This is a genomic window from Actinoallomurus soli (genome assembly GCF_024055715.1).
Lineage (GTDB): Bacteria > Actinomycetota > Actinomycetes > Streptosporangiales > Streptosporangiaceae > Actinoallomurus > Actinoallomurus soli.
This window is the reverse complement of sequence record NZ_JAMXMV010000001.1, coordinates 1,146,764-1,160,156: the sequence shown is the minus strand read 5'-3', so window position 1 is coordinate 1,160,156 and position 13,393 is coordinate 1,146,764. Positions and strand designations below refer to the sequence as shown.

Genomic DNA, 13,393 nt, shown 5'->3' with positions numbered 1-13,393 from the left:
GGCGTCCGACCCCGCGCCGCAGACGCGGGCCGACCTGGCACAGGCGATGCGCGGTGAGGCCTTCGCCAACGCCTCGTACCGGCTGTACGCCGAGCAGGCCCGGCGGGAAGGGCTGCCGTCCGTGGCGCGTCTCTTCGAGCGCACGGCCGACACCGAGCTGAACGAGCACTTCCCGACCACGGCCAGGCTGAGCGGCCAGGTGAAGGGCGACGCGGCCAACCTGCGCGACGCGATCGCCGGCGAGCGCTACGAGTCCCGGCAGATGTACCCCGGCTTCGCCCGCGAGGCCGAGAGCGCCGGCGAGACCACCGCGGCCGACCGCTTCCGGGAGATCGCCGGCGATGAGGCGAAACACGCTCGTGCCTTCAACACGGCCCTCCGCGTCGTCGAGTCCCGGTCCCGGATCGGGAGGGTTCCCGCGGCGCCGAGCGTGCGACCGGTCGAGGTCCCGGCCGGTCCGCCCATGGTCCGTGCGCAACGGACCAGGGAGAACCTGGACACCGCGCTGCACGGGGAGGCGCTGGCGTACGCCAAGTACCGGCTGTACGGGCAGCACGCCGCCCGCCCCGACGTCGCGCGGCTGTTCAAGGGCACCGGCGAGGTCGAGTTGCACGAGCATCTGCCCGAGTCGGCGCGACTGGCCGGGCTCGTCGGCACGACGCATGAGAACCTGACCAAGGCGATCGCCGGTGAACGGTACGAGTCGCAGACGATGTACCCGACCTTCGCCGAGCGCGCCAGGGCCGCAGGCGACACCGAGGCGGCCCGGGCCTTCGAGCACAACGCCAAGGACGAGGCCCGGCACGCCCGTTCCTTCGAGAAGGCCCGCGACCGGCTGTCGGAATCCTGACAAAAGGTCACGACCGTACGGTGTCCTGTTCCGGGCCGGGTTCCGCCCGCCGTCTCCGCACGGCGGGCGGAACCCGGCCCGCGGCGTCGCCGGCGGTCCGGCCCGGATGGAGCCTCCGGTCGAGGCGTACGGCGGCGTAGCCGAGGCTCGACAGGGCGATGACGACCGCCAGCTCCGGGCCGGTCAGCGGCCGGGTGCCGAGCAGGTCACGGAGAGCGGGGAGATAGAGCCCCGCCACCTGCAGGGCCAGCGCCGCCGCGATGGCCGCGGGCAGCATCGGGTTCGCCCGGCTGCGGAGCCGGGAGCGGGAGCCGAGGGCCACGCCGAGCTGGGTGGCGCCGAGCGTGAAGAACGCCATGCTCTGCCACGGGCGCCCCGCGTGGTGCGCCCAGACGGCGACGCCCAGGGTGACGGCGCCGACGACCACGGCGATCCGGATGACGCGCAGCCAGAGTCCCGCGCCGAGGATGCTCTGGCCCGGTGGCCGGGGCGGGCGGGTCATGTCACCGGGACGCGCGGGCTCGCCGCCGAGGGCGACCCCGGGCAGTCCGTGGGTGAGCAGGTTGATCCACAGAATCTGGGCCGGCAGGAGCGGTAGCGCCAGTCCGAGGAACGGGCCGACGAGCATGACCGCGATCTCGGCCGCGCCGCCGGACAGCGCGTAGATCAGGAACCGCCGGATGTTGGCGTACACGCGCCGGCCCTCTTCGACGGCGGCGACCACGGTGCCGAGCGCGTCGTCGGCCAGTACGAGGTCGGCGGCCTGGCGGGCGACCTCGGTGCCGCGCCGGCCCATGGCCACGCCGATGTCGGCGTGGCGCAGCGCCGGACCGTCATTGACGCCGTCACCGGTCATCGCCACGATCTGCCCGTGCTCGCGCAGCGCCTGGACGATCCGGAGCTTGTGCTGCGGGGTGGCCCGCGCGAACACTCCGACGCGGCCCACCTCGTCGCCGTCCAGGTCGGCCCCGTCCAGGGACCGGCACTCGGCCTGGCCTGCCGCGACGTCCAGGATGCCCAGTTCGGCGGCGACGGCGACCGCGGTGCCGGGATGGTCGCCGGTGATGACGATCGGCCTGATTCCGGCGCGGCGACAGGCGGCGATGGTGTCGGCGGCGGCCGTACGCGGTGGATCGAGAATGGCGACGAGACCGAGCAGGTGGAGGCCCTGTTCGAGTTCGTCCCCCGGTCGCTCGCGATCGGCGCGCGCCACGGCGAGCACCCGGAAGCCCTCCCCTGCGAGTTCGTCGGCCCGGCCGGCGGCCGCGGCGAGCAGCCCCGGGTCGTCGGCCAGCACCGACGGGCGCAGCAGCGACTCGGGCGCTCCCTTGCAGATCACGCGGAGCCGGCCGTCGGGCAGGCGGTGGGCGGTGCTCATGCGCTTGCGCTCACTGTCGAAGGGCTGCTCGGCGACTCGGGGCAGCCGGGCGTTCAGCTCCTCCCGGTCCAGTCCCAGTTTGGCCGCGGCGGCCAGCAGCGCGGCCTCCGTCGGATCGCCGAGGGCCTCCCACTCCCCGTCGGAGGCCTGAGGCGGGGCGAGCCTGGCGTCATTGCACAGCGCCGCCGCCGACAGCAGGGCGGTCACCGCCTCACCCCCCGCCGGACCCGGCCTTTCCGTGCCGGGAATCCCGGTGGCACGGGCAACGACGATCCTCGGCGCCGACGGCGGTTGAAGACCCCCGGACGGCAGGATCTCCCCCAGGGGTGCGTATCCGGAGCCGGTGATCGTCGCTTCGCCGGCAGGGGTCCAGAGTCTCCGGGCGACCATCCGGCCCTCGGTCAGCGTGCCGGTCTTGTCCGTGGCGAGCACGGTCACCGATCCCAGCGTCTCCACGGCAGGCAGTCGGCGTACGAGGGCGTGACGCGCGGCCATCCGGCGGGCGCCCAGGGCCAGGCTCAGGGTCACCACCGCGGGAAGCGATTCGGGAACCGCCGCGACCACCAGGCTGATCGCGGTCACGACCATGAGCTCCACGGGTTGCCCCCGGACGAGGCCGAGCGCCAGGACCGCGGCGCACAGCACGACCGTGGCCCCGGCGAGCAGCCGGCCGATGCCGACCAGGCGCCGCTGCAGCGGGGTGAGGCCACCGCCTCGGCCCATCATCCCGGCGATCCGCCCGGTCGCGCTGGCCGCGCCGACCGCGGTGACCCTGGCCCGGCCCCGGCCCTTGACCACGACGGTGCCCGCCCACAGCGATTCGTCGCCGCCGACCTCCTTGGCCACCGGCACGGACTCACCGGTGAGCGAGGACTCGTCGAGGAGCAGCGCCGCCGCTTCGACCAGCCGCGCGTCCGCCGGGACGATGTCGCCCTCCGCCGGCACCAGGAGGTCGCCGACGACGACGTCGGCGGCGGGAATCGCTTGCTGGACCCCGTCCCGGACGACGCGTGCCGTCGGTGCGGTGAGCTCGGAAAGGGCGGTGATCGCCCGGTCCGCGCGGACCTCCTGCCCGACCCCCACGGAGGTGTTCACGACGATGACGAGGAGGATGGCCGCGGTGTCGGTCCAGTCGCCGGTGGCGATCGTCAGCGCGGCGGCCGCCAGCAGCACGATGATCAGCGGATCGCGCAGTTGAGCGAGGATCCGCCGCCAGAGAGGCGTCGGCGGCCGGCCCGGCAGGACGTTCGGGCCGTCGCGGCCGAGTCTCGTGGCCGCCTCGTCCGACGACAGCCCTCGCTGGTCGGCCTCGATCATCTCTCCTCCGGCACCGGTCTCGATGGTCACCGCACTCGCCTCCCGGGATACGAGCCGCGCCCGGGCCACCGGCGTGGCGGAGCGGCGGCGCGACTCGGGCTGTGACCTCAACCCTCCATCGGAGACCGACCGCGTCTCAGGGGCGTTCTCCCCGTGCGGGAGGGACCTTCGGCTCCCCTCCGCCGCGGGAGGCCGATCAGGCCGGCGGACGATCAGGCCGGCGGACGATCACCTCATACAGCTGCAAAGCCCGGCCAATCATCTGCTCTCGGACCGCGCCGGGCGCGAGCCACGCCCGGTCGCCGGGTATGAGAGCCGATGCACCGGATGTCGTAGCTCAGAGGCGTACGGCGCGCCGTGCCCGAGCATGTCGGCGATGGTCCGTCACGCGGCAGGAGGTCTCATGAGGGGAACCGTCTTCGGTCGTCTCGGCGCACTTGCGAGTCTCACGGTCCTCGCGGCCCTGGCAGGGGCGCTTCACATCGGCGCGGAGGCGGCACCGATGCCCCGAGCGGCCCCGAGGACCGCTCCGGCCGGTGATGACAACAGGATCGGGAACGGCCGTCACAACGTCGTCTCCGCCACCATCCGGAGCCCGTCCAGGGTGCGCGGTGTTCAGACGGTGGCCGACGCCAACGCGAGATCCATCATCAGCCGGAACAACGCGGTCTGCCGGAGGCACCGTCACTGCCGGATCCATCAGTACGCCTCCGTGCGCTGAGCGGACGCCCGCAGGAGACGCGCCCGGTCGATGCGTTCCCCTTCGTCCAGTGCCAGTTCCACGGCGCTCAACCCGGTGGTCAGCCGTGGTATCCAGCGCCGTTCCAGGGCGCGGACCCGCCGGCGCGTGGCGGTGATCTCACCGGCCACGACGCGCTCGGCCGCCCGGGCGGCCGCGTAGCGGGCGGCGGCCGCCACCGCGGCACGGCACGCGTCGCGGGCTTCGACGAGCGCGGCCGAGCAGGGCGGCGTGTCCGGGAACGCGGGAAGGGCGCAAACCGCCTGCTCCGGGTAGCGGGTGCCCATCGCCTGTCTCCAGGTGATGGTGACGTCCGCGAGGCCCGGCGCCGGGCACAGCGATCGACGGCCGCCGGCCAGGGCCGCGCGCAGCAGCCAGGTGTCGGCCCGCCGGCATGCCGTCGTCCACTCCGCCTCCGTCCGGTCGGCCCGCAGCGCGAGCCGTTCGTGCTCCCGGTGAAGGATGCGGAGCTTCCGTTCCAGCAGGTCGTGACCGCGTTCGGCGATGTCGATGCGCCGGCGCAGCCAGAGCCGTCCGGCCCGGCCGGGAGGGATCCGGTACGAGGACGTCACACGGCCTCCCGATGACGCGCGTCGAGGACGTCCCCCGCGATCATCGTCAGTTCGCGGCGCGGCAGCACGGCGAGCGCCCGCCAGACGCGGTCGACGGTCTCGGCCAGGGTGCGGCACTCGTCCGCGCGCTGCGCCACGACGTGGTCGAGGAACGCCCGTTCGAAGTCGAGATGACGCCGGTCGGTGTCGCCGAGAGCGGTCTCTCCGACCAGTTCGGCGAGCTCACGTGCCTGCCGGGCGCGGGCGAGCGCGGCGAGGCACTGCGCGGCGAGGTCGAGGTGCGCCGGGGTGACGCCCGCGCGCATCATCCGGGACAGGGACGACAGCGCGTCGACCGGCGGCCGGACCGGGACGTCCGGGCTGAGGACGATCTGCCCTTCGGTGATGTACCCGGTGAGGTCGGGGACCGGATGGGTCATGTCGCGCGCGGGCATGGTCAGCACCGGCACGACGGTCACCGACCCCGGCATGCCGCGGACGCGGCCGCAGCGCTCGTACAGCGAGGCGAGATCGCTGTAGAGGTATCCGGGGTACGCCCGCCGGGCCGGGATCTCACCGCGTGCCACCGAGACCTCGCGCAGCGCCTCGCAGTAGCCGAGCATGTCCGCCATGACGACCAGGACGTGCCGCCCGCCGGTGAAGGCCAGGTGCTCGGCGATGGTCAGCGCCAGGCGCGGCGTGAGCACCCGTTCGATGACGGGGTCGTCGGCCAGGTTGAGCAGCAGGGCGAGTTCTCCGGCGGCCGAGCGCTCCTCCAGCGCGTCACGTACGGTCGCGGCGTCGGCGTGGGTGAGGCCCATCGCGGCGAACACGACGCTGAACGGCTCGCCGCCCGCGTTCGCCTGCGCGCCGATCTGGGCGGCCAGTTCGAGGTGCGGCAGCCCGGCGGAGGAGAAGATCGCGATCTTCTGTCCCCGGACCAGGGTGGTCAGCGCGTCGATCGCCGACACCCCTGTGAGCACGGGGTCGGCCGGAGGCAGCCGGCGGGTCGGGTTCAGCGGAGACCCGGAGACGGCCGCGGTCGTGGTCCCGAACACGGGCGGGCCGCCGTCCCGGGGCTCCCCGCGCCCGTCGCAGACCCGGCCGAGCCAGCCGTCGCCGACCGGGATCCGCAGCGGGCCGCCGGTGAACGTCACGCGGGTGCCGCCGGTCGTCATCGCGGCGGTGCCCTCCAGCACCTGGACCAGCGCGATGTCCTCGTGGACCTCCAGGACCAGGCCGTGGCGCTCCTCGCCGGTGGCCGACCGGATCCGGGCGAACTCGTCCCAGCCGACGCCGGACGTCCGCCGTACGACGATGAGCGGCCCGTGCAGCGCCGCGATGTCGGTGTACTCCAGGTCAGGGCGCACCGGGCACCCCCTCCGCCCGGGCACGTACGGTCTCCGGGTCGGGCGCGTCGTCCTTGGCGCGCAGGACCGGGGAGAAGTCGCTCTGCTCGATCCGGCCGGCCGGGACGCCGCGGGCGGCGAGTTCCTCGCAGCGGCCGATGACGCCCAGGACCGCGTCGGTGAGCGCGATCGTCCGCTCCGCGTCGCAGAACGCATCCGCGGGGCTGAGCGCGCTCTGCTGCAGGACGCCCTCGCGCAGGAGGCGTCCGGCCAGCAGCGCGACCCGCTCGCGGGCCGGCAGGGCGGCCGCGCCGACGAGTTCGGCGAGGAGCGCCAGCCGATCGGCCTCGGCCAGCAGCGAGGCCACCCTCGCGCGGCGCTCGCCCCAGCCCGGCCGTCCCTCACGGGCGTGCCACCCGGCGATCGCCTCGGCGTCACGGGCGAACGACGCGCTCCAGGAGACCGCCGGGTAGTGCCGGGCGTACGCCAGGTCGCGGTCCAGCGTCCAGAGGCATCGCACGAACCGCTGCGTGTGGGCGGTGACCGGCTCGGTCATGTCCCCGCCGGGTGGGGACACCGCGCCGATGACCGTCACCGAGCCGGTGCGCCCGCCGAGGGTCGTGACCCGGCCGGCCCTCTCGTAGAAGGCGGCCAGCGCGGAGGCCAGGTCGGCGGGGTACCCCTCCTCGGCGGGCATCGCCCCGCTGCGGGAGGCGAACTCGCGCCGCGCCTCGGCCCAGCGGGAGGTGGAGTCGGCGATGACGACGGCGTCGTGTCCCATGGAACGGAAGTGCTCGGCCACGGTCACGCCCGTGTAGATGCTCGCCTCCCGCGCCATCATCGGCATGTTCGAGGTGTTGGCGATCACCACGGTGCGGTCGGCGAGCCGTCCGCCGGTCCGGGGATCGGCCAGTTCCGCGAGAGCCGCGACCACCTCGGCCATCTCGTTCCCGCGCTCCCCGCAGCCGACGTACACGACGACGTCGGCGTCGCACCACTTGGCGATCTGCTGCAGGAGCACGGTCTTGCCCGTGCCGAATCCTCCGGGCACCGCGACGGTGCCGCCCCGGGAGACCGGCAGCAGCAGGTCGACGACCCGCTGCCCCGTCGTCAGGGGAACGACCTCCTCCAGCCGCTCGCGGTAGGGCATGGGGCGCCGGACGGGCCACCGGCGCAGCAGCGTGACGTCGCGCCCGCCGACGCGGCCCACGGGCTCGCCGGGGCCGACCGGCCCGGCCGGCCGGATCGCGCCGACCCTGCCCGCGGCCGGTGCGAGCACCAGGTAGGACGGCGCGCCGGCCGTCTCCACCTCGCCCAGCGGCGTCTCCAGGTCCACGGGGTCCCCGGCCGTGACCAGCGGGGTGAACCGCCACTCCCGGCCACCGGACGGCGTACGCGCGCCGGTCAGCCAGACGTCGGCGCCGGACAGCGGGCGCAGCAGCCCGTCGAAGACCCCGCCCAGGAGGTGCGGGCCCAGGCCGGCCGACAGCGGCCGGCCGTACGCCGTGGCCGGATCCCCGGCGCGCAGACCCCCGGTGTACTCGTACGCCTGGACGGTCGCCCGGTCTCCCCGGATCTCGACCACCTCCCCCGGCAGGCGGACGGGCCCGAGCCCCACGAGCTCGAACATCGCGAGTCCGGGCAGGCCGGCCACCTCCACGAGAGGGCCGTTGACCCGTGTCAGGGTGCCCACAGCCGTTCCACCTCCGCGCCGAGGGCCTCGAACGCGCGGTCGGCGAGGGCGGACGGCGAACAGTCGACGAGCGTGCCGTCCCCGCGCGCGATGAAGCCCCCGCCGGCCCCAGGGACGATCTCCGCGCCGGCGCCGGCCAGGTCACGGGCGAGCGCGCGCAGCCGGTCGGCGAGCGCCGGATCGTCCCGCACCAGGGCGGAGACGGCCGCTCGTACCTGCGCGCGCAGCCGTTCGCAGGCGTCGCGACGGGCGCGGAGCACGATCGCCCGCGCCTCGCGCCGGGCCCGGATGAGATTCTCGGCGGCGAGCGCCGCGCCCTCCGCGGCTCCGGCGGCCCGCGCGTCGGCCAGCAGCGCGTCCGCCTCCGCACGTGCCCGCCCGACCGTGGCGGCGGCATGGGCTGCGGCCTCCGCGCGGATCCGATCGGCGTCCCGCCGCGCCGTCCGGATGAGGTACCGGACGACCGGGCCGGTGCCGGGCAGGGGCTCCCGCCGGCCCGGGCGCGTCGCGTCGGCCTCTTCCACCGTCGTCCCGGTCACGGCGGGATCACCCCCGCCCGGCGCCATGTCACACCTTCCCCAGCAGGAGGATCGCGACGACCAGACCGTAGATGGCGATTCCCTCCGCCAGGCCCACGATCACGATCGCCCGCCCGAACAGCTCCGGCCGTTCGCTCATGGCGGCGAGCGCGGCCGACCCGGTGTAGGCCACCGCGATCCCCGCCCCCACGCACGATCCGGCGACCGCGACCGCCGCGCCGAGCAGCGCCGCCCAGTTCCCGGCCGGAGCCGGCGGCCGGGCCGCCGCCGACGCGGGCCCGGCCGCCAGCGCCGCCGCCGTGACGGCGAGGGCGGCCGCGGCCATGACGACGTTCACCGCGACCAGCAGACGGAGCGCGCACCGTCCCCGGCGGCGGAGCAGCCGGGTCACGACGGCGCCACCGGCGATCACCGGGAGGGCGATGATCCAGGCGGACATGGGGTGACCTCCTCGGTGACGATCGGGATGTGCCAGGGCCGGAACGGCCGTCCCTGGACCTGGAACACCTTGGAGAACAGCTCGTAGTACTCCAGCCGCAGGGCCTGGACGGCCACAACGACGCCCTCGAGCGTGAAGGCGAGCAGGTTTCCCGCGGCGAACACGACGACGGCGGCGACCGTGCCGGCGCCGGGCGCGTGCCACAGGGCGCGGGTCGTGTTCCAGACGATCAGGCCGACCGCCGCGTGCGCGAGGCCGAAGGCCGCCAGCCGGGTGAAGGACGCGACGTTCGAGCCGAGCCCCAGGACGGTGTGGAAGACCTCCATCACCGCCTCGACGACGCCGCTCTCCCCGGCGAATCCCGCGAAGATCAGCGCCAGCCCGGCCGACGCGACGGCGGCTCCGAGCAGGACCGGCCAGGTCGTCCCGGCGTACCAGCCCCCGGCGACCAGTCCGAGGCCGGCCGGCAGACCCGCGCCGGCGATCCCGGTGGGCGCGTACAGACCGGCCCGCCAGCCGCCCTCCCGGACGCGGTTGACGGCGCCCAGGAGCGCCGCGCCCATGAGCAGGACCGCTCCGACGCCCACCGCCGCGACGAGCAGCGGAACCGGCCGGTCGAGCGGCCGCAGCCAGATCGCCGGGACCAGGCCGGTCGGGCCGAAGAACTCGCCGTACAGCAGACCGAAGCCGATCCCGGCCAGGCCCGCGCCCGCCGCCAGGGGCCAGGCCGCGCGGAACCGGGCGAGAGGGCGCAGGCGGCGCAGCGCGAACGCCACGGCCAGCAGCATCAGGCCGTGGCCGACGTCGCCGAACATCATCCCGAACATCAGCAGGTACGCGCCCACCGCGGCCGGAGTCGGGTCGACGTCCCGGTACGGAACGGTGCCGTACGTCTCGACGAGCGGGGTCAGCGACCCGCGGAGCCCCTCGGCGCGCAGGAGCGAGGGAACGTCCGCGCCGGGCGGCCGGGACAGCACGACCACTCCCCCGCCGACGGGCGCGAGCCGGTCGGTCATGCCCGGCACCGCGGTCGCCGGCGCCCATCCGGTCAGCGCGGACAGGCCGCTGTGGACGGCTGCGGCACGGGCGCGTTCGCCGAGGCGTGCCTCACCGAGGAGGACGGCGGGACGCGCGGCGCCGGGCGGTGGCCGCGGCGACAGCACCGCGTCCGGATCGGGAGGCGCGGACCTTCCGTCGAACTCGACGACGCCCGCGTCCGCGACGCGGACGAGCACGTCCCGCAGCGCCTCGGTCGGCGCGACGATCGCGATCCGCTCCATCCGGACCGGGCGCAGAGCCTCACCCAGCGAAGGCATCGAACGCCTCCACGGAGCCGCCGCGCGCGGCCAGTTCCAGCGCGGCGCGCACCCGCCGGGCGTCCGCCGCCAGGAGGGCGACCGCGCCGAGCACCGGCTCTGGGCCGTGACCAGCGCCCGCCAGCAGGTCCGCGGCGTCCCGCTCGACCCGGGTCCACCATCGCGCCTCCGCCGCCCAGAGGTCGTGCTCACCGGCGACGCCCTGCAGTGCCCAGGCCGCGTCGCCGGGCAGCCGGCGCGACAGTTCGGCCAGGCCGCCGGCCCGCCCGGCGTCCCTCACGAGCAGACCCGCCGGCGACACCGGCAGTGCCCCGTCGGACGGCGATACCGGCGCGGCCCTGTCCGCCGGCGACACCGGCAGTGCCCCGTCGGACGGCGGCACCGGCACGGTCTCGCCGGTCAGGAACCGTTCGCGGGCCACGAGCAGCGCGAGGGCACCGGCCGCCCATGGCCGCGCGTCCACCGACACGGCCGCGACCCGCCGGGCCCAGGAGATCCGCATGCCCAGCCGGACCGCCCGGTCATCGCTCCCGCCCGGATCGCCCCACGGCGAGGCGGCGAGCGCGGCGCGCAGGTCGGCCGCGCTCCGGAGGCCGGGCCGGACGGTCGCCAGCGCACCCATGTCGAAGGCGGGCCCGCCGAGGAGACGCGCCTCGACGTCGGCGATCTCGAACCAGCCGGCCAGCACCCGCAGGAGCGCCGCGCCCCGGGGCGGCAGCCACCCCGCCAGAACCCGCAGATGCCACAGCAGGGTGGCCGCCACCGCGTGCTGCGCCGCGAGGACGTCCTGCCCCTCGCGCACGTCGTGGCCGTACGGCGTCGCGGCCAGCAGCCGGAGGGCGTCGCCCAGGTTCGGCCGGCCGGCGATGCGGCGCGCGATGCCCGGCATCCGCCGCCGGGCCACCAGCGCCCGGGCCCGGACGCTCCCCGCGACCCAGGCTGCGCTCATTCCCCGGTCATCGCCTTGACCATCTCGACGGCCCGGGTCACCAGCGCGGGCAGCCGCTCGTCGGCGCGCTCCCGGATCGTCGCCGCGCGCCGCTCGGCGTCGGCGACGATCACTCTGCGCTCGGCGGCGGCGGATCGTCCCGCCGCCACGGACGCGGCCGCCCGCTCGGTCTGTGCTCGCGCCCTCGCGGCGCCGAGCAGGGCCGTGGCCTCCTCGTCGGCGCGGCGCCGAACGTCGTGTGCCGCGCGCTCGGCGGCCTCGCGGATCTCCCGGCACTCCGCCTGCACCGGTTCCATGGCCGCGAACACACCGGCCAGCTCGGCCCGGTCTTCGGCGGCCCGGTCGGCGGGCACGCCCGCACGCGCGGCGGCGCCGGGAACCCCGGTCGGCCTGAATCGTTCCAGGAACCCGCGCAGCCTTCCCATGCTCACATCCTCACGGTGGCCGGGTCGCGCGCGGCAGGGTCACATGGGACCGGCTTTCGGGACTTTCGCCCTGGTAAGGGACCGAAGTCCCCGGACACGCGGGAAGTTCGTCCCTACGGCCCGGCCGGGGATTCGCCTGGAGTGAAGAGGCGGGCCGAAGTCAGGCACAGGACCGAAGAGGGGTGAGACGGGTGCGGACCGATCGATGCGTGCTCGGCGGCGACGTCGCGGCGATCATCTTCGGGGTCGACGGTGTCGTCCTCGACACGGCTCGGCCGGCGGCTGCCGCCTGGAAGTCGGTGCTGGACCCGTTCCTGCGCTCTCACACCACGGGACGGGAGGCGGGCTTCCGGCCGTTCGAGGTCCGTGCGGACTACCTGCGGTACTTCCACGGCCGACCACGATCCGGCGGGGTGCGCGAGTTCCTCGCCTCCCGGGGGCCGGCGCCGCCGGCCGAGATCGTCCTCGACCTGGTCGAGCGCCAGGAGAGGCTGTTCCTCACCGAGGTCCGCCGGCACGGGATCGCGCCCTTCGCCTCGACCGTCGATCTCGTTCGCGCGGCGCGCCGCCACCGGCTGCGCACGGCCGCGATCTCCGTCGACCGGTACGCCGCCGAACTGCTCACCCGCGCCGGCGTCGCGGACATGTTCGACGTACGGCTGGACGGCCTGGACGCGCCGGGCACCGGCCTGCCCGGCCACCTCGAACCCTGCCTGCTCATCGAGGCGGCGCTGCGGATGAGGACGCCTCCGACGCGGACCGCCGTCATCGAGCAGTCGCCGGACGGCGTGGCGGCCGGACGGCACGGCGGCTTCGGGCTCGTGGTGGGGGTCGACCGCGTCGGCCGGGGCGCCGAACTCCGCGCGTACGGCGCGGACGTGGTGATCGAGGATCTCGCGCAGGTGACGCTGCTCAGGGCCCCCGCCCTGATCGGGCGCCATTAGCGCGGGCGGGCGGGGTGGTTCAGCGGGCGGCCGGTACGACGGCCAGCGGGCAGTGGGCGTGATGCAGCAGCCCGTGGCTCACCGATCCCAGGAGCAGACCGGTGAAGCCGCCCCTGCCCCGGGTGCCGACCACGAGGAGGTCGGCCCGCGCCGACGCGCCGCCGAGGATCCGCACCGGCCGGCCGTGCTCGACGTCGAAGACGACCTCGACCTCGGGGAACTTGTCCCGCCAGGCGGCCAGCGACGCCTCCACCAGGCGCAGCTCCTCCTCCGCGACGAGCCTCGGGTCGTACACCAGCGGGCGCATGTCGCCCGGGCCGCTCGAGGCGGGGTAGGTCCAGACGTGGACGGCGCGCAGCCGGGCCTCGCGCAGCGCGGCCTCCTCGAACGCGAACCCGACGGCCGGCTCGCTGACCGCCGGTCCCTCCACTCCGACCACGATCTCCCGCCGCTCCGCGGGTTCCAGGTCGCGCACGACCACGGTGGGGACCTTCGCGTGCGTGACGACCTGCAGCGTGCTCGAACCCAGCAGCAGGCCGGTCGCGGCCCCCATGCCGTGGCCGCCCAGCACGACCATCGCCGAGTCACCCGCCCTCTCCAGGAGGACGCGCGCGACCTGACCGGGTGCGGTCTCCGCGCTGACGGCGACGCCGGGGGCACGCTCGCGCGCGACGGCCTCCGCCCTGGCCAGCAGCTCCTTGCCACCGGTCAGCAGCAGTTCCCGTACGCCACCGAGCCTCGGGTCGACCGGGGTGTCGTACATCCACTCCGCCTCGGCGTGCACGATCCGCAGGGGCAGAGCCCTGCGTTCCGCCTCCTCGGCCGCCCACTCGACCGCCCGGAGACTCTGGTCCGACCCATCGGCGCCGACGACGATCTCACGCATGACCATCCTTCCCTCAGC

Annotated in this window: 12 protein-coding genes; 2 read left to right on the top strand and 10 right to left on the bottom strand. The window is 75.4% G+C overall.

What is annotated here, in order from left to right:
* The first annotated feature begins 46 nt into the window (after window positions 1-46).
* Window positions 47-850 carry a rubrerythrin family protein gene (locus NDW01_RS05260; RefSeq protein ID WP_252817076.1) on the top strand — a complete coding sequence of 268 codons (804 nt, stop codon included), beginning with the start codon at window positions 47-49 and terminating at the stop codon, window positions 848-850.
* 7 nt (window positions 851-857) lie between these two features.
* Here the strand turns inward: NDW01_RS05260 and NDW01_RS05255 are convergent, their stop codons facing one another.
* The 9 genes from NDW01_RS05255 to NDW01_RS05215 all read right to left on the bottom strand — a co-directional run bounded on the left by NDW01_RS05255 (window position 858) and on the right by NDW01_RS05215 (window position 11,545).
* Window positions 858-3,575 carry a cation-translocating P-type ATPase gene (locus NDW01_RS05255; protein ID WP_252817074.1) on the bottom strand — a complete coding sequence of 906 codons (2,718 nt, stop codon included), beginning with the start codon at window positions 3,573-3,575 and terminating at the stop codon, window positions 858-860.
* A 669-nt stretch (window positions 3,576-4,244) separates the two neighbouring features.
* The gene (locus NDW01_RS05250; protein ID WP_252817072.1) at window positions 4,245-4,856 is read right to left on the bottom strand and encodes a V-type ATP synthase subunit D; all 612 of its coding nucleotides are present in this window, start codon (window positions 4,854-4,856) and stop codon (window positions 4,245-4,247) included.
* On the bottom strand, window positions 4,853-6,205 hold the full coding sequence (locus tag NDW01_RS05245) for a V-type ATP synthase subunit B (RefSeq protein WP_252817070.1): 1,353 nt from the start codon (window positions 6,203-6,205) through the stop codon (window positions 4,853-4,855). The genes NDW01_RS05250 and NDW01_RS05245 overlap by 4 nt, the downstream gene beginning before the upstream one ends.
* A complete protein-coding gene (locus NDW01_RS05240) occupies window positions 6,195-7,877 on the bottom strand; it encodes a V-type ATP synthase subunit A (protein ID WP_252817069.1) in 1,683 nt (560 codons plus the stop codon). The genes NDW01_RS05245 and NDW01_RS05240 overlap by 11 nt, the downstream gene beginning before the upstream one ends.
* Window positions 7,865-8,443: a hypothetical protein gene (locus tag NDW01_RS05235; RefSeq protein WP_252817068.1), complete on the bottom strand. Its 579-nt coding sequence runs from the start codon at window positions 8,441-8,443 to the stop codon at window positions 7,865-7,867. Before NDW01_RS05235 ends, NDW01_RS05240 begins: the two co-directional genes overlap by 13 nt.
* A 1-nt stretch (window position 8,444) precedes the next feature.
* On the bottom strand, window positions 8,445-8,855 hold the full coding sequence (locus NDW01_RS05230; RefSeq protein ID WP_252817067.1) for an ATP synthase subunit C: 411 nt from the start codon (window positions 8,853-8,855) through the stop codon (window positions 8,445-8,447).
* Window positions 8,825-10,171, bottom strand: coding sequence for a V-type ATPase 116kDa subunit family protein (locus NDW01_RS05225; protein WP_252817066.1), 1,347 nt, complete (start codon window positions 10,169-10,171; stop codon window positions 8,825-8,827). The genes NDW01_RS05230 and NDW01_RS05225 overlap by 31 nt, the downstream gene beginning before the upstream one ends.
* Entirely contained in the window at window positions 10,155-11,120 is a 966-nt protein-coding gene (locus NDW01_RS05220; RefSeq protein WP_252817065.1) for a hypothetical protein, read from the bottom strand. The genes NDW01_RS05225 and NDW01_RS05220 overlap by 17 nt, the downstream gene beginning before the upstream one ends.
* Complete coding sequence (locus NDW01_RS05215; RefSeq protein WP_252817064.1) at window positions 11,117-11,545, bottom strand: hypothetical protein; 429 nt, start codon at window positions 11,543-11,545, stop codon at window positions 11,117-11,119. Before NDW01_RS05215 ends, NDW01_RS05220 begins: the two co-directional genes overlap by 4 nt.
* A 191-nt stretch (window positions 11,546-11,736) precedes the next feature.
* On the opposite strand from NDW01_RS05215, the gene NDW01_RS05210 reads away from it, so the two are divergent.
* A complete protein-coding gene (locus tag NDW01_RS05210) occupies window positions 11,737-12,489 on the top strand; it encodes an HAD family hydrolase (RefSeq protein ID WP_252817062.1) in 753 nt (250 codons plus the stop codon).
* A gap of 19 nt (window positions 12,490-12,508) precedes the next feature.
* Here the strand turns inward: NDW01_RS05210 and NDW01_RS05205 are convergent, their stop codons facing one another.
* On the bottom strand, window positions 12,509-13,375 hold the full coding sequence (locus NDW01_RS05205; protein ID WP_252817061.1) for a universal stress protein: 867 nt from the start codon (window positions 13,373-13,375) through the stop codon (window positions 12,509-12,511).
* Between the last annotated feature and the right edge of the window lie 18 nt (window positions 13,376-13,393).

What these genes read in the sequence shown, in the direction of transcription:
- NDW01_RS05260 (WP_252817076.1), top strand. Translation starts at nt 47, where the DNA reads ATGCGCGGTGAGGCCTTCGCCAACGCCTCGTACCGGCTGTACGCCGAG.
- NDW01_RS05235 (WP_252817068.1), bottom strand. Translation starts at nt 8,443, where the DNA reads ATGGCGCCGGGCGGGGGTGATCCCGCCGTGACCGGGACGACGGTGGAA.
- NDW01_RS05230 (WP_252817067.1), bottom strand. Translation starts at nt 8,855, where the DNA reads ATGTCCGCCTGGATCATCGCCCTCCCGGTGATCGCCGGTGGCGCCGTC.
- NDW01_RS05225 (WP_252817066.1), bottom strand. Translation starts at nt 10,171, where the DNA reads ATGCCTTCGCTGGGTGAGGCTCTGCGCCCGGTCCGGATGGAGCGGATC.
- NDW01_RS05220 (WP_252817065.1), bottom strand. Translation starts at nt 11,120, where the DNA reads ATGAGCGCAGCCTGGGTCGCGGGGAGCGTCCGGGCCCGGGCGCTGGTG.
- NDW01_RS05215 (WP_252817064.1), bottom strand. Translation starts at nt 11,545, where the DNA reads ATGGGAAGGCTGCGCGGGTTCCTGGAACGATTCAGGCCGACCGGGGTT.
- NDW01_RS05205 (WP_252817061.1), bottom strand. Translation starts at nt 13,375, where the DNA reads ATGCGTGAGATCGTCGTCGGCGCCGATGGGTCGGACCAGAGTCTCCGG.